General features: G+C 66.2%; 17 protein-coding genes. 12 read left to right on the forward strand and 5 right to left on the reverse strand.

What is annotated here, in order from left to right; translation table 11 throughout:
- Positions 1–4: 4 nt before the first annotated feature.
- Positions 5–472, reverse strand: a complete 468-nt coding sequence (locus WEG36_10015; GenBank protein ID MEX1257942.1) for an NUDIX domain-containing protein — start codon at positions 470–472, stop codon at positions 5–7.
- A 105-nt stretch (positions 473–577) separates the two neighbouring features.
- Between WEG36_10015 and WEG36_10020 the strand changes: the two genes are divergently transcribed.
- The gene (locus WEG36_10020; protein ID MEX1257943.1) at positions 578–1,120 is read left to right on the forward strand and encodes a hypothetical protein; all 543 of its coding nucleotides are present in this window, start codon (positions 578–580) and stop codon (positions 1,118–1,120) included.
- 49 nt (positions 1,121–1,169) lie between these two features.
- On the opposite strand, the gene WEG36_10025 is transcribed toward WEG36_10020, so the two are convergent.
- From WEG36_10025 to WEG36_10035, 3 genes are all read right to left on the reverse strand, one after another.
- Positions 1,170–2,183 (reverse strand): hypothetical protein, encoded by a 1,014-nt coding sequence (locus WEG36_10025; GenBank protein MEX1257944.1) that lies wholly within the window; start codon positions 2,181–2,183, stop codon positions 1,170–1,172.
- Between the two features lie 106 nt (positions 2,184–2,289).
- Positions 2,290–3,501, reverse strand: coding sequence for a hypothetical protein (locus WEG36_10030; protein MEX1257945.1), 1,212 nt, complete (start codon positions 3,499–3,501; stop codon positions 2,290–2,292).
- A gap of 185 nt (positions 3,502–3,686) precedes the next feature.
- Positions 3,687–4,967 (reverse strand): Nramp family divalent metal transporter, encoded by a 1,281-nt coding sequence (locus WEG36_10035; GenBank protein ID MEX1257946.1) that lies wholly within the window; start codon positions 4,965–4,967, stop codon positions 3,687–3,689.
- Positions 4,968–5,180: 213 nt separating this feature from the next.
- Between WEG36_10035 and WEG36_10040 the strand changes: the two genes are divergently transcribed.
- The 11 genes from WEG36_10040 to WEG36_10090 all read left to right on the forward strand — a co-directional run bounded on the left by WEG36_10040 (position 5,181) and on the right by WEG36_10090 (position 18,436).
- Positions 5,181–5,468 (forward strand): helix-turn-helix domain-containing protein, encoded by a 288-nt coding sequence (locus tag WEG36_10040; protein MEX1257947.1) that lies wholly within the window; start codon positions 5,181–5,183, stop codon positions 5,466–5,468.
- A gap of 4 nt (positions 5,469–5,472) precedes the next feature.
- A complete protein-coding gene (hyfB, locus tag WEG36_10045; GenBank protein MEX1257948.1) occupies positions 5,473–7,491 on the forward strand; it encodes a hydrogenase 4 subunit B in 2,019 nt (672 codons plus the stop codon).
- Complete coding sequence (locus WEG36_10050; protein MEX1257949.1) at positions 7,482–8,438, forward strand: NADH-quinone oxidoreductase subunit H; 957 nt, start codon at positions 7,482–7,484, stop codon at positions 8,436–8,438. Before hyfB ends, WEG36_10050 begins: the two co-directional genes overlap by 10 nt.
- Entirely contained in the window at positions 8,439–9,104 is a 666-nt protein-coding gene (locus WEG36_10055) for a hydrogenase-4 component E (protein MEX1257950.1), read from the forward strand. It begins immediately after the preceding gene.
- Positions 9,101–10,552, forward strand: coding sequence for a hydrogenase 4 subunit F (locus tag WEG36_10060; protein MEX1257951.1), 1,452 nt, complete (start codon positions 9,101–9,103; stop codon positions 10,550–10,552). Before WEG36_10055 ends, WEG36_10060 begins: the two co-directional genes overlap by 4 nt.
- Positions 10,553–10,560: 8 nt before the next feature.
- A complete protein-coding gene (locus tag WEG36_10065; GenBank protein ID MEX1257952.1) occupies positions 10,561–12,063 on the forward strand; it encodes a nickel-dependent hydrogenase large subunit in 1,503 nt (500 codons plus the stop codon).
- 8 nt (positions 12,064–12,071) lie between these two features.
- Positions 12,072–12,584, forward strand: a complete 513-nt coding sequence (locus WEG36_10070; protein MEX1257953.1) for an NADH-quinone oxidoreductase subunit B family protein — start codon at positions 12,072–12,074, stop codon at positions 12,582–12,584.
- A 263-nt stretch (positions 12,585–12,847) separates the two neighbouring features.
- Complete coding sequence (locus WEG36_10075; protein ID MEX1257954.1) at positions 12,848–13,372, forward strand: RsmD family RNA methyltransferase; 525 nt, start codon at positions 12,848–12,850, stop codon at positions 13,370–13,372.
- An 83-nt stretch (positions 13,373–13,455) separates the two neighbouring features.
- Positions 13,456–14,328 (forward strand): DUF4159 domain-containing protein, encoded by an 873-nt coding sequence (locus WEG36_10080; protein MEX1257955.1) that lies wholly within the window; start codon positions 13,456–13,458, stop codon positions 14,326–14,328.
- 11 nt (positions 14,329–14,339) lie between these two features.
- Positions 14,340–16,850, forward strand: a complete 2,511-nt coding sequence (gene mgtA / locus WEG36_10085; GenBank protein ID MEX1257956.1) for a magnesium-translocating P-type ATPase — start codon at positions 14,340–14,342, stop codon at positions 16,848–16,850.
- Positions 16,847–18,436 carry a lysylphosphatidylglycerol synthase domain-containing protein gene (locus tag WEG36_10090; GenBank protein MEX1257957.1) on the forward strand — a complete coding sequence of 530 codons (1,590 nt, stop codon included), beginning with the start codon at positions 16,847–16,849 and terminating at the stop codon, positions 18,434–18,436. Before mgtA ends, WEG36_10090 begins: the two co-directional genes overlap by 4 nt.
- Here WEG36_10090 and WEG36_10095 read toward each other — a convergent pair.
- On the reverse strand, positions 18,431–18,985 hold the full coding sequence (locus WEG36_10095) for a hypothetical protein (protein ID MEX1257958.1): 555 nt from the start codon (positions 18,983–18,985) through the stop codon (positions 18,431–18,433). The genes WEG36_10090 and WEG36_10095 overlap by 6 nt on opposite strands.
- Positions 18,986–19,022 lie beyond the last annotated feature (37 nt).

Genomic DNA, 19,022 nt, shown 5'->3' on the forward strand with positions numbered 1-19,022 from the left:
TCGCCTAGTTATCCCCGGCGGTCCCTTCGCGAACGAAACGGGCATCGGCGGGGGCGAGAGGGATCGCCGCGAGCTCTCCGGCGGTGAACCAGCCGAGCTCCGTGTGCTCCGTCGCGCGAGGGGCCCCGCGGACGCTCACCTCGACGAAGCGGATCTCGAAGGGAGATCCGGGGTCGCGGGTGCGGAAGAGTTCCCGGCCAAGCCCTGTGACTTCCAGCCCCAGCTCCTCCCCGAGCTCTCTCCGCGCCGCGTCGAGGAGGGACTCACCGGCGAGGAGCTTTCCTCCCGGAAACTCCCACATCCCCCCGTGCCGCTTCTCCGGAGGGCGGCGACCCACGAGGTAACGCTCCCCCTCCCGAATCACCGCGGCCACCACCGGAATCGTCTTCTCCTGGGGAGCTGGTTCGGTCATGACGGGAATAGGACGGAGGAGCGCGGGCCGGTCAATGTGGGTCCTCCGGGCCGAGGACATCCCCGACGGAATCCGCTTCCCCCCCCACTTGCGCGCACCGGCCGAATTTCGATATCAAACGGCATGATCCACTCTCGATCCGCTCCGGGCGCTCCTCTGCGCACAATGATCATTGGGGCTGTCGCCCTCGTCTTCGGGGGGTGCGGGGGCGGGGAGACTTCGGCCGCGGAAGCCTTTCGAAACCTCGACCTGACCGTCGCGGCCCTCGACGGGCGCGCGGTGGCGCTACGGGACGGGAGGGTCGGCTTTCCCGACGAAGGAATCGAGGTCGTCCTCGACGGGCTTCACCTGACCGGATCGTTGGACTCGGAGCGGGGGGAGGTGACGGCCGGGTTTCTCTACACGAACCGGGAAGGAGCCCTCTCGGAGATCGAGCTGGTAGTCGCGCTACGACGAGAGGGAGAGGAAATGCAACACCTGGGCTCGCGCCTCCTGGGAGGCCCGTTCCGCGTGGAGGGAATTCGATACGAAGCCGGAGAGATCGTCGTCTACCTCCTCGACTACTCCCTGGACGATCCCCCCTGTTGTCCCACGATTTCGCTCCAGCGCCGCTTCCACCTGGTGGACGGGGAGGTGCGGGAGGTCGAAGTGGTGGATCCCGATAGTGAGGAGAGGGTCCCGGAAGGGGCGATCGAAACACCCGCCTGAGCCGGGGAAGCCAGGCTCCCCGACTCCGGACGAGCCCGGGCGCGCCGCCTCAGTGCGCGTGCTCTCCGTGCCCGCCCGTCAGCATCTCCCCGTAAAAGGCCGCGAGCCGGTCCCGGACCTGGGGAAAACGAATCGCTTCGAGAGTCGCGGCCCGGATCGCCTCCCACTCGGCGACCGCGGCGTCCGCGGCCGCGTTCCAAGCAACCGGATCGCCCGCCACCTGCGCCGCCTCGAGGACCGGAATGAGCTCCCGGATTCGATCGCGGCGCGGCTCGAGGGCCGGGAGTCGTCCGGTCCGGAGCAACGAGGAGAGCAGGCCGCCGTCCCGTCCTTCTTCCACCGTTTCGGCGAGCGCGAGGCCCAGGGCCCGGATGCGGTAGGAATCCGCTTCGCCGGCGAGGCGCGCGGCGGCGGGCGGCTCGAGCCCTACCGCCCAATACGCGAGCCACGGATTGTGGCCGGCGAAGGGCCCATCCGGGGAGGGGACGAACCAGACGTGGAGCATCGTGAGCTCCATCCCCGGCGGAGAGAGCTCCGGGTGGGTGTGCCAGGCGTCCAGCGCTCCGTCGAAGAGGTCCGGCGTTTCCTGGCCGGGGCGCGCCTGGTAGGCGAAGGCGACGCCAACGAGCTTCTCCTCCCCCGCCACGGGAGAAAACATCAGATGCTCGGGCCGAGCGGGGTCGGAGCCCGTCCCCGAGAGCATCCGCACCGCATTCACCCAGTGCGTTCCCATCGTGGGAATCATCCCGAGCGCCGGGCGAAATCCCGAATCCCGCGCGGTGGCCGGCTGCGCGAAGGGGGCGACCGAGGCCTCGACGGCCGCGATCTGTTCTCGCGCTAGCTCGGAAAGCGCCGCCTCCGGCTCCCCGTGCATGGCGGCATGATCGTGCCCGGCCGCGTGATCGTGGGTCTCCGCGTGATCCTGTGGCGCGGCGGCGTCGTGGGGTGCCGCCTGATCGTGGGTCCCATGATCGTGATCCGCCGCGGCGGGCGGCGTCTGAGCCCCCAGCGCGAGTGGCGCGATCGCAACGAGCAACACCGGCAGTAATCGAATCCCCGTCATTTTTCCTCCCTCGAACCTGCGTGTCCGCATTTCTCCCTGCCGATTCGAGGGAGCAGCCCCGACGAACGTTAACCGGTCCGTCGGGGCCGCCTCCGCGCCAGCAGGACTATTGCGGGTAGGTCGGGCCCTGATCCGCGGCCGGAACGGTGCCCTCGCCCATGTAGGTGAACTTCTGAATCCTACGTCCTTGATACGTCTCGGTCGTGTAAATGTTGCCGTTCGAGTCCGTCGCGATGCTGTGGAGCGAATAGAAATGGCCCGGATACCGCCCCCCCCGGCCGAAGGTCGTCAGCTCTTCCAGCGTCTCGCGGACAATCACGTGCACACGTTGATTCCGGCCATCGGCGAGGAAGAGATAGCGCTGCTCCGGATCGCGCGAGAATGCCACGTCCCAGGTCGACCCTTCCCCGAGCGTTTCGGGATTGTAGAAGTGCTCTTGAACGAATTCCCCGTCCATCGTGAAAACCTGGAGCCGGTTGTTCTGGCGGTCGCAGACGTACACGAGTCGGTCGGTCGAGACGTCCGCGCAGTGCACTGGGCCCCGGAACTGCTGGGTCGCGCCTCGTTCCACACCGGTGAAGAGGTCGGGGTTGTCGTCCGGCACGTTTCCGTACGCGCCCCAGAAGCGCTTCATCGCGCCCGTGCTGGCGTCGAGGACCGCGACACGCCGGTTGAAGTAGCCGTCGGCGAGGAAGGCTTCGTTCGATTCCGCGTCCACGAAGATCTTCGCCACCCGTCCGAAGCTCGTGGAATCGAGGGAGTTCCGAACCGCCGCGCTGTCCGGGCCGATCCGCGCTCCGTGAACCCCATACTGGGCGATGAACTGACCGGACTGCGTAAACTTGAGGACGTGCGCGTCACCCCCCCCATTGCCTCCGATCCAGACGTAACCCTGGTGGTCCACGAAGATTCCGTGGTTGGACTCCGGCCAGGTGAAGCCCTCCCCCTCGAAGCCGGCGGCGTAGCCCCAACCCTGTACCACGTTCCCATCCCGGTCGAAGGCGATGACCGGAGGAGCGACCCGGCAGCAGAGCTGGGAGGTGACGGGCTCGATGTCGAGGGAGTGCTCGTTGTCGTCGAGCGTCTCCGGGCGATGGACGATCCAGACCTGATCCTGATCGTCCACCCAGACTCCGATCGTCGAGCCGAGGACCCAGGCGTTCGGGAGTGGCTTAGGCCAGAAGGGATCCACCTGGAAGAGCGGTGCGGTGATGGCCTGGGCATCCGCCTGGCTCCGAAGCAAGAACTGGCCGACCCAGAGCCCGCCAGTCAGAGTGATCAGGGCGCCGACGAGCATGGACTTGTTTCGTGGCATCATGGCTACTCCTCCCCTCGTGGGTGCTGGATCGCCGAGAACGGAGCGGGTCGCCCGCTGGAAATGGACGGACGGCGGACCCGGCTCGGGCGAGCGAGATGAGCCACGGTAAGGTCCGGGCTCCGCCCCTGTCCACAAAATTCGCCCGCCCAGCGGGCGATGCCATGGCGAATTGAGCCCGTCTCAGCTCAAAGGAAGAAGCGCCAATACAGGAAGAGGAGCGCGAATCCCACGAGAAATGCGGCGGACGCCCGGGCGAGGAGGAGGAGGCCCCCTTTCGGCCGCGCCGCCTCGGGCGTGTGGGGCCCGGTGAGCAAGCGAAGATTGAATACGGCGAGGATCGGCGTCGTGAGGAAGGAAAGCGTCGTGGCGAGATCCACGAGCCCGGTGAGGCGCTCGGACATGACCGACAGGATTAGGATCGCGCCGGCGAAGAGCGCCGCCATCGAGACCACTTCCGGCGCGCGCGATACCCTCGCCCCCGGAGGCACCGCGAAGAGCTCGCGGTAGAGCGCCTGAAAGACGCGGGGGATTCCGTCGCTCACGGCCAGAGTCGTGCTGAACATGGTCACGAGGGCCGCCGTCCCGATGATCGGCACGCTCCACGCGCCCAGGGAGGTGCGGTAGAGGGAGATGAGGCGTTCCGCGAAGGCGACGCTTCCCACGGGCGTCGGGTCGCCCGAGCCGTACATGAGCGTCGCCCCCAGCGCGAGGAAGAGGACCGCCATGATGCTGGCCGCCCCATACCCCAGGTTGAAGTCGGTCACGGCGTGGCGGACGGTCGGCACGTGCCCGGTCTGGTTGCGCCTCTCCAGCGTCCAGAGCGAATGCCAGACCCCCACGTCGAGGGGAATGGGCATCCACCCCATGAGGGCGATCACGAAGGCTAGGCCCGCCCCGTTCCAGATCGCCGGGGGGATGTACAAAGGGTCCGGCGTCCCGGGCCGCGTGAAGGCGAGCGCGACCGCGAGGACGGTGAGGACCCCGAGAACCGCCATGATCGCCTTCATCGTCGAGTCGAGCGCCGGATATCGCCCCGAGAGAATCAGAAAGCCGCAGAGGCCGAGGACGGCGAGCGACCATTGAAAAGAGGTGAGGTACGTCCCGAGGAGCTGCCCCGCGATCCCGGCCGTGACGAGCGTCACCGAGGCGAGCACGGCGAACATCGTGCCGACGGTGATCGCCACATAAGTCCAGAGCGCCCAAGGCCCGAGGCGCCGGTACCCGGTGACGAGCGACTCCCCGGTCGCGGCGGCGTAGCGGGGGGCGAACTCGAGGAAGGGATACTTCGAAAGGCAGGCGAGGAGGACCGCCCAGAGGAGGAGGTAACCGTAATCGGCGCCGGCCCGGGTCGCCTGCACCAGGTGAGAGACCCCCACCGCCGCACCAGCCATGACGACGCCGGGCCCAAGCGTCTTCCAGAGGGGGGTGTCGCGGAAGGAGAGGCGGTGGCGGCTGGGCTCGGTCACGGGGCCGAAGCTACTGGGTGGCCACCGGGGCGGAAAGACGGCGAACGGCGGCCATTCTCACTCCTTTCGCCGGGGTGAATCGGCCCGGCGATCGCAGGGTGATTGCCAGCCGCGGAGTCCCTTGACTGAAACAACAATATCCCATATTCATACCAGCGTTTACATATCATGAAGTAGATAACTGATGTTTTACACTGGATCTCCGGTTCGACCGTGCTCACCGCAGCGCAACTGAGGGCCGCAAGGGCTCTTCTGGGCCTCGATCAACGCCGGCTCGCGGAGCTTTCCAGCCTTTCGGTTCCCACCATTCAGCGGATGGAAGCCAGCGACGGCATCGTTCGCGGCAATGTCGATTCGCTCATGAAGGTCGTCGCGGCCCTCGAGACCGCGGGAGCCGAGCTGATCGCCGACGGCGCGGCGAGCGGAGAAGGTGGGCGCGGCGTGCGGCTCAGGGCGCCGAGCGCGGGCACTCCCCCGGCATCGCCGAAACCCGTGGCATGATGAAGTGAGCGCGATTCCCGTCACTGCGGTGCTCTGGTGGGTGGGCGCGTTTCTGGCCACGGCGGTGCTAGCCGCTGTCATTGCCCGAACGAGTGCCGCGACGCGGTTGGCTTACGGCCTGACCGCGACGGTCTCCGCAGTCGGGCTATTCTTTGCGCTGGCAAGCCTGCTCGGCGGCAGCGATCCCTCAATGATGACGCTCCCCCTCGGGGTCCCCTGGGTGGGCTCGCACTTCCGGCTCGATGGCCTCTCGAGCTTCTTCCTCGTCGTCGTAAACCTCGGAGGGTTCGTCTCGAGCCTCTACGCGCTCGGTTACGGCCGCCACGAACCCGCGCCCGAACGAGTCCTCCCCTTCTTTCCGGCCTTCCTGGCCGGGATGAACCTCGTGGTTGTCGCGGACGACGCCTTTACCTTCCTCCTGAGCTGGGAGTTCATGTCGCTCGCGTCCTGGGCCTTGGTCATGGCTCACCACCGCGAGGCGGACAATGCCCGGGCCGGATACATCTACATCGTCATGGCGAGTGCGGGGACGCTGGCTTTGCTCCTCGCCTTCGGCCTGATGGCGGGACCGGAAGGCGCATACAGCTTCGACGCGATCCGAGAAGGAAGGCTTCCGACACAGGTCGCCTCCGCCGTCCTCGCCCTCGCTCTGCTCGGGGCGGGATCGAAGGCGGGGATCGTCCCCCTCCACGTCTGGCTCCCCCTGGCACATCCCGCCGCTCCGAGCCACGTCTCGGCGCTGATGAGCGGGGTCATGACCAAGGTGGCTGTCTACGCGGTCATACGGATCCTCTTCGACCTCCTCGAGCCCACGGAGTGGTGGTGGGGAACGCTCGTTCTCGTGCTGGGCGGGATCACCGCGGTCATGGGGGTACTCTATGCACTCATGCAGCATGACTTGAAGCGCCTGCTCGCCTACCACACGGTCGAAAACATCGGGATCATCTTCATCGGGCTCGGGCTGGCGCTCGCCTTTCGCGCCAACGGCATGGATGGGGCGGCCGCGCTCGCCTTCACGGCCGCGCTCTTCCATGTTCTCAACCACTCCCTCTTCAAGAGCCTCCTCTTTTTCGGCTCTGGCGCCGTGCTCACCGCGACGGGGCATCGCGACATGGAGAAGCTCGGCGGCCTGATCCACCGCATGCCCGCGACGAGCTTCACCTTCCTCGTCGCCGCCGTCGCGATCTCGGGCCTCCCACCCCTAAACGGCTTCGTCTCCGAGTGGCTGACATTCCAGGCCATCCTGTTGAGCCCGGACTCGCCGCAGTGGGACCTGAAGATCCTCGTCCCCGCGGTCGGGGCGCTGCTGGCTCTGTCCGCGGCGCTCGCCGCGGCGTGCTTCGTCAAGGCGTTCGGCGTGAGCTTTCTGGGCCGACCGAGGAGCCTCGCGGCGGCGGCGGCGCGGGAGACCGACCGCTTCTCGCTCGCCGCCATGTTCGCGCTGACGTTCCTCTGCCTCGTGGCTGGCGTTCTACCGGGATTCGTGATCGACGCCATCGGTCCGGCGGCCCAGATCGGCACGGGAACGCGGATGCCGGCGCAGAGTGCGCTTCCCTGGCTCTCCATCATTCCTGTCGCGGAGAGCCGGAGCTCGTACAACGGCCTCTTCGTCTTCCTCTTCATCGTGGCCGCCACGATGTTCAGCGCCCTTGTGATCCATCGGCTCGCCTCGCGGGCACATCGCCGAGCCCCGGCCTGGGACTGCGGCTTTCCCGATGCGAGCCCGGCCACGCAGTACACGGCCGGCAGCTTCGCCCAACCGATTCGAAGGGTTTACGGCACCGTGTTCTTCCGCGCTCGGGAGCACGTGCACATGCCTCAGCCCGGAGACACCGGCCCGGCACGCCTCGAGGTCCGTCTGACGGATCTGATTTGGGACCGGCTTTACGTGCCGCTTGCGGAGGCGGTCGGTCGCGTCGCGGATCGCCTGAACCCATTCCAGTTCCTGACGATCCGCCGTTACCTCGGCCTCGTACTGGTCGCGCTCGTCACGTTGCTCGTGCTGGTGGCACTCTGGCCATGATCGCCTCGCTCGCCGTCCAGGCGATTCAGATCCTTCTGGTGCTGATCCTTGCGCCCGGCCTCACAGGACTCGTTCGAAAAGCGAAGGCCCGGCTTTTCCGACGCCAAGGCCCACCGCTATTTCAGCCCTATCGCGACCTCCTGAGGATGCTGCGCAAGGAGGTCGTGCTCGCGGAGAATGCCTCCTGGCTCTTCCGGACCACGCCCTACCTCATTCTCGCCGTGACATGGGTCGCGGCGTCGCTTGTGCCCACCTTTGCGACTGCCCTTCTCTTCTCCGGGGCAGCCGACCTGCTCGTCATCATCGCCCTCCTGGGAAGTGCGCGCTTCTTTCTGGCACTCGCCGGAATGGACGTCGGTACGTCGTTCGGCGGGATCGGCTCGAGCCGCGAGGTGATGATCGGCTCGCTCGCCGAGCCAGCGATGCTGATGGTCGTCTTCACCCTGGCCCTGATCGCCGGATCCACGCAGTTCTCGACGATCACCTCCGTCCTCGCCTCGGAGGGGATCGGACTCCGGCCCTCGCTCGGCCTGGGCCTCGCTGCGCTGATCATGGTGGCGATCGCGGAGAACTCGCGGATTCCCGTGGACAATCCGGCCACGCACCTGGAGCTCACGATGGTCCATGAGGCGATGGTCCTCGAGTATTCCGGACGGCATCTGGCGGTTCTCGAGCTCGCCGCCTGGCTCAAGCTCCTCCTTTACGTGTCCCTCATCGGAAGCGTGTTCTTTCCTTGGGGGCTGGCTCCGGCCAGCACCGGCTTCGCCGCGATGTCGGTGGGGGCGGGTGCGTACTTCGCCAAGTTGGTCCTCGGCGGCTTCCTCCTTGCCATGCTCGAGACGACGGTCGCGAAGATGAGGGTCTTCCGCGTGCCCGACTTCCTGGGAGCCGGACTCATGCTGGGGCTGCTGGCGACGCTCCTCCTCTTCCTCGCTCGGAGTCTGTAGATGACGACAGACCTCCAATTCGACGTCGCACACTTCCTCGCCGCGGGCATGGTTCTGCTGAGCTTTCTGATGCTCTATCAGGACCGCATGTACGCCTTGCTCGACGTCTTCAGGCTCCATGCCGTCTTACTCGCGCTCTCGGTCACCTGGCAGGCCTACATGCAGTCGGCCCCGCATCTCCTGGTGACCGCGGGGATCGCGCTCGTCTTCAAGGCGTTCATCGTCCCGACGGCACTGCGCCGGATCGTCGTACGTCTCGGCATTCATCGTGAGATCGAGACCGTGGGTGGCGTCGGACTCACCATGCTCGCGGGCATGGGGCTCGTTGCCCTGTCCATGGTCGTGATCCTGAAGGTCACTCCGGGGGCAGATGCCCTGGCCCGGGAGGATCTGGCCTTCGCGCTGTCCGTCGTGCTCCTCGGCCTCCTTCTGATGGTAACGCGGCGAAACGCGGTCACGCAGGTCATCGGGTTCATGTCGCTCGAGAATGGCCTGGTCCTGGCCGCGACGGGCGCGATGGGAATGCCCCTCGTGGTCGAGATCAGCGTCGCCTTTTCCGTTCTGATCGCGTTCATCGTGATCGGGATCTTCCTCTTCCGCATCCGTGAGCGCTTCGACACGGTGGACGTGCATGCCCTGGACCGGTTCAGAGGAGAGCGGGAATGACCGGCCTCCCCATCGGCGGCGAGGTCGCCACCCTTCTGATCCCCCTGATCGCGGCCGCCGTCCTGGCCGCGCTTCCCGGATATCGGGTGACCGCCCGCCTCAACGTGATCGCGACCTTCGCGACGCTGGTCGCCGCCCTCTCGCTCTTCTTCACCGAGCGACCGCTCCCCGGACCCTATCTCATCGTAGACGACCTCAACATCGTCTTCCTGGTGCTGACCACCTTCGTCGCCTTCACGACGAGCATCTTCAGCGCGAGCTACATAGCCCACGAGCTCGCCACGGGCCGTCTGACGCCGGCCTACCTGCGGTTCTACCACGCGACGTACCAGCTCCTGATGTTCGGGATGAACCTCGCGCTACTCGCGAACAACATCGGCGTGATGTGGGTGGCGATCGAGCTGGCGACGCTCACCACGGTGCTGATGGTCGGGATCTACCGCACCCACGAGGCCCTGGAGGCGGCATGGAAGTACTTCATTCTCGGGAGCGTCGGGATCGGACTGGCCCTGTTCGGGACCGTCCTGGTTTACCTCGCGGCCCAGCCCGTCGTGGGCGAAGGCCTGAACGCGATGGTCTGGACCATCCTCGTCGAACGAGCGGGAGAGCTGGACCCGGGGCTCCTCGATGTCGCCTTCGTGTTTCTGCTTCTCGGATATGGAACCAAGGTCGGGCTGGCACCCCTGCACGCATGGCTCCCCGACGCGCACGCCGAGGGGCCCACCCCGATCTCGGCGGTCCTGTCGGGGCTCCTTCTGAACGTCGCCCTTCACGCCATTCTGCGATTCAAGATCCTGCTGGCCGGAGCGCCGGAGGCGCTCTCGCCGGGTCCTCTGTTGGTGACGCTTGGACTCGTGTCGCTGGTCTTCGCCGGCTTCATGCTCTATCGCAGACGGGACATCAAGCGACTCTTCGCCTATTCCTCGATCGAGCATATGGGGATCATCGCCTTCGCCTTCGGGATGGGAGGACCGCTGGCCAACTTCGCCGGCCTCCTCCACATGGTGATGCACTCGCTCACGAAGTCCGCGATTTTTTTCGTCGTGGGCCACATCGCGCAGGTGAAGGGAACGCAGAAGATCGCCGACATCCGCGGGCTCACCGTGAGCCATCCGGCTCTCGGATGGGCGTTGGTGCTCGGTGTCGTGGCCATCGCGGGGATGCCCCCCCTCGGAATCTTCATGAGCGAGTTCCTCGTCGTCTCGTCCACCTTCGCCCGCCAGCCGCTTTTGGCGGTTCCTCTCGTGTCGGGACTCCTCGTCGGATTTGGCGCCCTCTTTCTCCGGCTCACCGGACTGGCCTTCGGGGAGCCGTTCGGTGAGTCCGCGCCGGACGAAGCGTCGTACGTGCCGATCTACGTCCACCTCGCGCTCGTGCTGGTGGCCGGCGTCTACCTTCCGCCGACGCTGGTGGTCTGGTTCCAGCATGTCGCGGGTCTTCTGGGATAGGGAACGGCATGGACCTGCACACGATCGTCGCGGAAGCCCGACGGGTGGGGGCGCACCGTCCATGGCCGCGCGTGGTGGTGACCGCGGACGGCTGGGAGGCCGCGATCGCGAGCATGGTCGCGGGCGACCTCACCCTTCTGGGACTTTGGGGCGATGGGCCGACGGTTCACATGGCCGTCCTCGTCGAGAGCACCACCGAGATCGCGGTCCTGAGCCTCCCCTGCCCGACGGGTCGTTATCCTTCCGTAGGGAGGAAGCACGCGGCGGCGATCCGCCCGGAGCGGGCGCTCCGCGACCTCACCAGCCTCGTGCCGGTCGGCCTCCCCGACGAGCGCCCCTGGCTCGACCACGGCCGCTGGGGCCTCCGCCACCCGCTCGGCGAAAAGAGCGCGAACGTAGGCGCTCCGCCGACTTATGCCTTCCTCCCGGCCGAGGGCGAAAGCCTCCACCAGATCCCCGTGGGACCGGTCCACGCTGGAATCATCGAGCCGGGGCATTTCCGTTTCACCGCGAACGGCGAAGCGGTTGTCCGGCTAGAGGAAAGGCTCGGTTACACGCACAAGGGCATCGAGGGCCTGATGGAGGGTGCCGACCTCGCGACCGCGGCTCGGCTCGCCGGACGTGTATCGGGGGATTCGACGGTTGCCTATGCGCTCGCGTTCGCTCGGGCCGTCGAAGCAGCCCTGGAAATCGAGGCGCCCCCTCGGGCCGCTCGGCTCCGAGCGGTGATGGCCGAGGTCGAACGTATTGCCAACCACATCGGAGACATCGGCGCGATCTGCAACGACGCCTCCTTTGGGCTCATGCACGCGCACTGCGGCGTGCTCCGGGAAAGGGTCCTTCGATTCGCGCAGGGGGCATTCGGGCACCGGCTGATGATGGACGCGATCGTGCCCGGCGGGGTCGCGGTTGACCTTTCCGCCGATGACGCATCGCAGCTCCGCTCCCTCCTCCGACTTCTCCGACGCGATTTTCAGCCGCTCGTCGAGCTATACGACGGTACCGCCTCGCTCCAGGATCGCACGGTTGGCACCGGGATCCTGAAACCGGCGCTGGCAGGCGCTTTCGGGGCCAGCGGGTTCGTCGGGCGTGCCTCGGGCCGCGCCTTCGACGCAAGGCGGGCGCTTCGGTATCCGCCCTTCGATGTTTTGGAGTTCGAGGTGCCGGTTCTCGAAGAGGGTGATGTCAACGCGCGCGTCTGGATCCGGATCCGTGAGGTCGAGCAGTCCCTCGCACTGCTCTCCGCGCTGGCCGACCTGCCGGAGGGTCCGATTCGCCGCGAGCTCCCGATCCGGGCCGGCGAGGGAATGGCCATCGCCGAGGGATTCCGCGGGGACGTCCTGGCCTGGGTGCGGATGGACGGGGAGGGAAAGCTCCTCCGCTGCCACCTCCGCGACCCTTCCTGGTTCCAGTGGCCGCTCCTGGAAGCGGCCGTCGAGGGAAACATCGTCGCCGACTTTCCGCTGTGTAACAAGTCGTTCAACTGCTCATACTCGGGACACGACGTCTAGACATGCCCATGCGGAAGCTGTTGTTCCAGGGTCTCGTTCGCCCCCCCTTCACGGAGGTTGCGCCAGCGATCAGTGCGGAAGAGCTCGCTGAGCTGTCCGCGCGGCTTGACGCGGTAGCGCGGCGCCGGCTCGGGCGAGGCCTGGCCATCCGCCAGGTCGACGCGGGATCGTGCAACGGCTGTGAGCTCGAGATCCACGCGCTCCACAATGCCTTCTACGATCTGGAGCGGTTCGGACTCCGTTTTGTCGCCTCTCCCCGCCACGCCGACGTTCTCTTGGTCACCGGACCAGTGACGAAGAACATGGCCGAGGCGCTCGCGCGAACCTACGAGGCGACTCCGGAACCAAAGTGGGTCGTAAGTGCCGGCGCTTGTGCGCTCGACGGCGGGATCTTCGCGCCGTCGTACGCCGTGGTCGGCGGGGTTGGCCAGGTGATCCCCGTGGATCTCCACATCCCGGGTTGCCCCCCGACGCCGGCGGACTTGCTGAAGGGTCTCGTCTCGCTCCTCGAACCAAGGTAGAAAGGTGCGGCCGCGGCCTGGTCCCTTCCGCGTCGTTGCTCAGCCGAACGCCTCGACGTTTCCCGGTCGCCCTGGGCGCGCTCGAAGCAACTCCGTACGTCCTCCCGCCCGCCCGCGCACTCAGTCGGCTGATCGGTTCTGCCTCGGGGCCGGCTTCGCGACCGGGCGCTTCGGCTTCGTCCAGATTCATGGGGACCCGGCCCAAAGGCGATCCACGACAGGATCGCGGGGACCGTGGTGGTTCGGAGCCATGGGCTCGATCCATGAGGATCCTCGGCGGGGAGTGGGCCGGAAGGGATCTGGTTTCCCCATCGGGGCGCGTCCGTCCGACGGCCGAGGAGGTGAGGGACCGATGGATGGACTTTCTTTTAGCCGATCTCTCAGGGGCTCGGGTCCTCGAACTCTATGCAGGCTCCGGGGCCCTCGGGTTGGAGGCGCTCTCTCGGGGAGCCGCGAGCTGCGACTTCGTCGAGAACAACCCTTCCGCACCCCATTCCCTCAAGGCCAACGTCACGAGCCTACGAGCCCGCGGGCGGACCCGGATTTTCAAGCGGGATGCGTTGATCTTTTGCGAAGGGGTGCGACCGGGCGGCTACGACCTGGTCCTGGCCGATCCCCCGCATGGATCAAGGCAGTTGGAGCGCCTGATCGAACGTTGGATGGCCGTCCCCTTCTCTCGGATTCTTTCGGTGGAGCATGCGGCAGACCACGTCGTCCCTCGCGGCGGTCGAGTTGTCCGCTTCGAGGCCACCGTGGTCACGACCTATCGGGCGAAAAGCGCGGGTTAGAGCGCCGAGGGCCACTTCCGCGCCGCAGGATGGGCGCCACCTCGCTGGCCGGAACCTCTGGGCCTCCGAGACCTCCAGCCCGGTTGCTCCATCGGGTCCCTCGCCGTACCCTCTTCCGCATGGGCCCACGCAGGTGGCTTCTTTTCCCGATCCTCTTCGCCGCTGCGCCAGCGTTGACGGCTCTCGCTCTCCCCGAGGCCGCCTCGGCCCAATTCTTCCGCTTCGGGGCAACGAACGTGCGTCTGGGGGACGGTCTTCCCGACCAGCCGGGCGGGTTCACCTTCTGCCGGCTCGCGTATTATTCGGTGCGCAGCGAGCCGAGTGGAACCGGGCGGGACACCGACTTCCCGGACGCGGAGCGGAATCTCTCGACCCGACTCGCCGAGCTCACCCCGATCACGCCGAGCCGCTGGACTCATGGCGAACCCGGGTTCGCGGTCGTGACCGCCACCGACCCCGATCTCTACCAGTGCCCCTTTCTCTTCACCTCCGACGCGGGGACGATGGGCCTCGACGATGCCGAGTCGAGCGCCCTCCGCGACTACCTTCTGAAGGGCGGCTTCTTCTGGGTGGACGACTTCTGGGGTGAGGCGGCCTGGAACCACTGGGCCCGGGAGATCGGGCGGGTTCTTCCCGAATATCGGATCGTGGACCTTCCGCTGAACCACCCCCTCTTCGAGATCGTCTATATCGTCCCGAAGCTTCCGCAGATCCCGTCCATCCGGCACTGGAGGAACAGCGGGGGCGGGACCTCGGAGCGGGGCGCGGAGAGCGCGACCCCGCACATTCGTGCGATCATGGACGACACCGGGCGCATCCTCGTCCTCATGACCCACAACACCGACATTGCGGACGGGTGGGAACGCGAGGCCGAGGACCCCAACTTCTTCCAGTTCTTTTCTCCCGACGCTTATGCGGTCGGTATCAACATCCTCGTCTGGATGATGACGCACTGAGCTTCAAGCACGTGCCGCCAACCCCGTGGGCGCGGTCGCTTCAGGACCTTTACGCGGACCTCGGCACTGCCGCGGAGGGCCTGTCGGCGGAGGAGGCTCTCACGAGGCTGGCACTCCACGGCCCCAACGCCCTGAAGCCCTCCAAGAGGGATGGCGTTGTACGAATCTTCCTCCGACAGTTCTCCAATCCCCTCGTTCTCATTCTCGTGGTTGCGGCGGGCATAGCGGCTGGCGCCGGCGAACCCACGAACGCAACAATCATTCTCCTGGTCCTTCTGGGAAGCGCCCTCCTCACCGCGGTCCAAGAGTTCAGAGCGGGGAACGCGGTCGAGGCCCTGCGCTCTCGGGTCGTCCTCCGCGCTCGGGTGCTTCGGGAGGGGAGTACGGAGGAGATTCCGGCGGAAGACATCGTCACGGGCGACATCGTCCTCCTCTCGGCCGGTGTGCTCGTTCCGGCGGACGGCGTGTTGGTCGAAGCCCGGGACCTATACCTCAATCAGGCCGTCCTGACCGGGGAGTCGTTTCCGGTCGTGAAGGAGCCCGGTGAGATGAAGGCCTCCGCCGCCCCTCGCGAACGCACGAACATGGTGTTCATGGGCACGTCGGTCCGAAGCGGTACTGGGCGAGCGGTCGTCACAGCCACGGCAAGAGACACAGCTTACGGAGCGATCGCGGATCGTCTTGCCCTCCGCCCGGAGCGGACGGAGTTCGAATTGGGCATTCGACGCTTCGGTTACCTGCTGACGCGTGTGATCGTGGTCCTCGTGGTGATCGTGTTCGCGGGGAATCTCCTGCTGGAACGCCCGGCCGTGGATGCGCTCCTCTTTTCCGTGGCCCTCGCCGTCGGCATCTCTCCCGAGCTCCTCCCGGGAATCATCTCCGTGAACCTCGCCCGCGGCGCGCGCGCCATGGCCGCTGACGGGGTCATCGTCCGGCGGCTGAACGCGATCGAAAACTTCGGGAGCATGAACGTCCTCTGTGCTGACAAGACGGGAACCCTCACCGAGGGCACCTTACGGCTCACGGGCGCGGTGGACCCGGAGGGCGAGAGCTCCCCCGAGGTGCATCGAATCGCACTCGCGAACGCCCACCTGCAGACCGGGATGCAGAACCCGCTCGATGAAGCCGTCATGGCCTCGGGCGGCGCGTCGGCGCTTCCATCCAAGGTGGACGAGGTCCCTTATGACTTCGTGCGAAGACGGATGACCGTCGTGGTGACGGAGGGCTCGTCCGCCCGCCTCCTCGCGAAGGGTGCCGTCCGGGAGCTTCTCGAGGTCTGTGTGGGAGCCCGAAGCGCGGGCACCGAAGTCCCGATCACGCCGGAAATGCGGCGTAGGCTGGAGAGTCGTGTGGAGGCCTGGTCCGCAGAGGGCCTCCGAACCCTCGGCGTGGCCACTCGGCGCCTCCCTCGGCAACCGCGCTACGGGCGGGAATCGGAAGTGGAGATGACGTTCGAGGGTTTTCTCCTCTTCGAGGACCGACCGAAGGCCGGGGTGGAAGATGTGCTGCGCGAGCTTCGTGGTATGGGGGTCGAAGTGAAGATCATCACGGGCGACAACCGCTTCGTGGCGCGGCATGTAGCCGGGCAGGTGGGGCTGGATCCGGACGCCCTGGTCACCGGCTCCGAGCTGCTTGAGATGCGCGATGAGGCACTCTGGCGGAACGCCGCGCAAGCGACCGTCTTCGCGGAGGTGGATCCGAACCAGAAGGAGCGAATCATCCTTGCCCTTCGCAGGACCGGCCACGTCGTCGGCTACCTCGGCGACGGAATTAACGATGCGCCAGCCCTCCACTCCGCAGACGTCGGGATTTCGGTGGACGGCGCTGCTGACGTCGCCCGTGAATCCGCCGACCTCGTCCTTCTTCGGCGTGACCTCGAGGTCCTGAGGAAAGGGATCCTGGAAGGAAGGCGTACCTTCGCGAACACGCTGAAATACGTGCACATCACCACCAGCGCGAACTTCGGGAATATGGTGAGCATGGCGGCGGCATCTCTGTTCCTTCCCTTTCTTCCCCTCCTCGCCCGACAGATCCTGCTGAACAACTTCCTCTCGGATATTCCGGCCATTGCCCTGGCCTCCGACAAAGTCGATGCGACATGGGTCGAGGTCCCGAGACGCTGGGAAATTGGACCGATCCAGCACTTCATGGTGGTGTTCGGGCTGGTGAGCACCTTCTTCGATTTTCTTGCTTTCGGGGTGCTCCTCTTCGTCTTCAGGGCGGGTCCGGAGCTGTTTCGCACGGGGTGGTTTGTGCTCTCACTCCTGACTGAACTCGTCATCCTCTTCGTGGCTCGAACCCACGGACCGTTTTGGACGAGCCGCCCCTCTCTCGGACTCGTCGGCGCTTCGCTCGGGATCGCAATCGTGGGCGTCGTCCTCCCGGTGCTCGCGGTGGGACGTTATTTCGATTTCGTGCCCCTGCCGACGCCCTTGCTGGCCTCCCTCCTCCTCCTCGTGTTGGGATACGCAGTGGCGACCGAAGCCGCGAAGCGCTGGTTCTATCGAAAGCCTACCGCGTGAAGGTCCAGAAATGGGCGGGGCGGTGGAGCCGGTGGCGGCTGCAGGTGATTCCGATCCTGAACCTTTCCCTGTTCGGGCTCGCGATCTGGATGGTGGATCGTGTGGTGGGAGAATATCCCTATGCCCGGATCCTGGGAGCGCTCCGGGAGATTCCCATCGGTGCGATGGCCTTGTCCCTTCTCCTGACCTTGGCGGGATACCTCGCGCTGGTCGGGTACGACCGCGTGGCCCTCCTGCGCACCAGCCATGATATTCCGCTCCGCCGCACGGCAATTCCCTCTTTCGTGAGCATCGCGGTCAGCAACTCCGCCCCCGCCTCGGTGGTCACCGCGGGCGGATTGAGATACCGACTGTTTCGCCCCCTCGGAGTGACCGGGGCAGAGGCGGCGGGAATGGCGGTATTCAACATGGTGACCTGGCTTACCGGGATCAGTACGTTGGCCGGCCTGGTCCTGCTGATTCGGAACCGCTGGCCGAGCACCCTTGCGGGAGCCGCGATTCTCCTCGCCCCCACGACGTATTTCTTGATGACCCATCTGGCTCGGGGGCCGATTCGCATGCTCCGCTGGACCATTCCGCTGCCGTCCGGAGCGGTCGTGCGACGGCAGTTTGCGGTCTCGCTCACGGACTGGCTCCTCTCTTCGGCGGCGCTTTACGTGTTGATTCGGGGCGTGGCCCCGGTCTCCTACCTTGGACTTCTTTCGGCCTTTTTTCTCGCGCAGACCGTCACCCTAAGCGTTCCGGTACCGGGTGGAATCGGTGTGTTCGAGGCGGTGGTTCTCCTGGCGATTCCCGAGGGCGAGACCGCCCCACCCGTGCTGGCCGCCCTCTTCGCCTACCGGGTGATCTACTATCTCATTCCATTGGTCATGGCGGGCGCCCTCTTGGCGGCTCGGGGAATCCTGGAATCACGCACGAGCGACCTTCCCCGGGGAGATCTCTTGGCACGCGCTTCGACGGTGGCCCATACCATTGTGGCGGGGGTCACCTTGGTGGCCGGGATGGTCCTCCTAACCGGAGGCGCGATCCCCGTCGACGAGGTGCGCCTCGCGTGGATATCGGGCCTTCTGCCTCTTTCCGTGCTCGAGTTATCGCATTTCCTGGGTAGCGTCGCAGGTGCGGGTTTGCTCATCCTGGCCTGGGGGCTCCAGCGCAGAATCCACCGCGCGTATATAATGGTTCGCTCCCTCTTCGGAGCGGGAATCGTCCTCGCGCTCTTGCGGTCGTTCGACCTCTTCACCGCAACCCTTTTGTGCTTGGCCTTGCTGGTGCTATTGGCCGCAGGAAAAGCGTTTCCCCGTGAAGCTTCTCTCCTCCGGGAGCCCATGGATGCGGGTTGGGCCTTCGCTCTGGGAGCGGTCATTTTCTTGAATTTCTTCGTGGGGCTACAACTCCAGGAGCGACTTGGCTTTTCGGGGGAAACGTGGTGGCACTTCGCGCTGCTGAGTCACGGACCCAGGGCGGCCCGCGCGGGCGTCGGCGCGGGCGTCGTCCTCCTCCTGTTCGTGCTTGCGAGAGTTCTCGCGCAGGCGGTGCAGGATGCACCTTCGCACGCCGGCCAGTCCGACCCGGGCATGCCGCTATGACATTCGCTGGGCGAACTCGGCAAGATCTTGGAGAAGGAGACGGTAGAGCAGGTGGCTCGCCATGGCGAGCCCGGCGACGAGATTCGCCGTGACCACGGACCACCAGGGATGAATCGACGACACGGGATGCGCGAGGATGAGAAGTAGGCCCTCGCTCACGACCAAAGCGGGAATCGCTCCCACGAAGGCGAGGGCCCAGAGGCGCAGTCGGGCGCGGGCATGGACCGCCCACGCCATGAGCGACCCGATGCCCAGCATAACGACGAGATGAAAGGCGTAATATGCGAGCGGGGCGCCCAGTGGAAAGGCTTGCGAGATGCGGGAACCGACGAGGTCGTCGCCCAGAACGGTCGCCGTAAAGAAGACGGAGCGATCCAGAGTCAGGTTAATGAGCATGTACACGAGCGAACTGCTGATGAACCCGATCAGCCCCGCCCCCCCGCTGTCTCGCAGAATCCCTCCGCTCGGAACCGGAATCCCCTGGGAGTCCACGAAGGACGGGAAACCCATACCTCGCAGCTCTCTTCCGCCCCCACTCGATTCTGACATCGTTGTCCTTAATCCGCGCCGCCACAGTCCGAACTTC

This window comes from Gemmatimonadota bacterium, from assembly GCA_040882465.1.
Lineage (GTDB): Bacteria > Gemmatimonadota > Gemmatimonadetes > Longimicrobiales > Gaopeijiaceae > JBBEBG01.

Coding starts and splice junctions, on each gene's coding strand:
- WEG36_10015 (MEX1257942.1), bottom strand. CDS start 472: ATGTCCTCGGCCCGGAGGACCCACATTGACCGGCCCGCGCTCCTCCGT.
- WEG36_10020 (MEX1257943.1), top strand. CDS start 578: ATGATCATTGGGGCTGTCGCCCTCGTCTTCGGGGGGTGCGGGGGCGGG.
- WEG36_10025 (MEX1257944.1), bottom strand. CDS start 2,183: ATGACGGGGATTCGATTACTGCCGGTGTTGCTCGTTGCGATCGCGCCA.
- WEG36_10030 (MEX1257945.1), bottom strand. CDS start 3,501: ATGATGCCACGAAACAAGTCCATGCTCGTCGGCGCCCTGATCACTCTG.
- WEG36_10055 (MEX1257950.1), top strand. CDS start 8,439: ATGACGACAGACCTCCAATTCGACGTCGCACACTTCCTCGCCGCGGGC.
- WEG36_10060 (MEX1257951.1), top strand. CDS start 9,101: ATGACCGGCCTCCCCATCGGCGGCGAGGTCGCCACCCTTCTGATCCCC.
- WEG36_10065 (MEX1257952.1), top strand. CDS start 10,561: ATGGACCTGCACACGATCGTCGCGGAAGCCCGACGGGTGGGGGCGCAC.
- WEG36_10070 (MEX1257953.1), top strand. CDS start 12,072: ATGCGGAAGCTGTTGTTCCAGGGTCTCGTTCGCCCCCCCTTCACGGAG.
- WEG36_10075 (MEX1257954.1), top strand. CDS start 12,848: ATGAGGATCCTCGGCGGGGAGTGGGCCGGAAGGGATCTGGTTTCCCCA.
- WEG36_10095 (MEX1257958.1), bottom strand. CDS start 18,985: ATGTCAGAATCGAGTGGGGGCGGAAGAGAGCTGCGAGGTATGGGTTTC.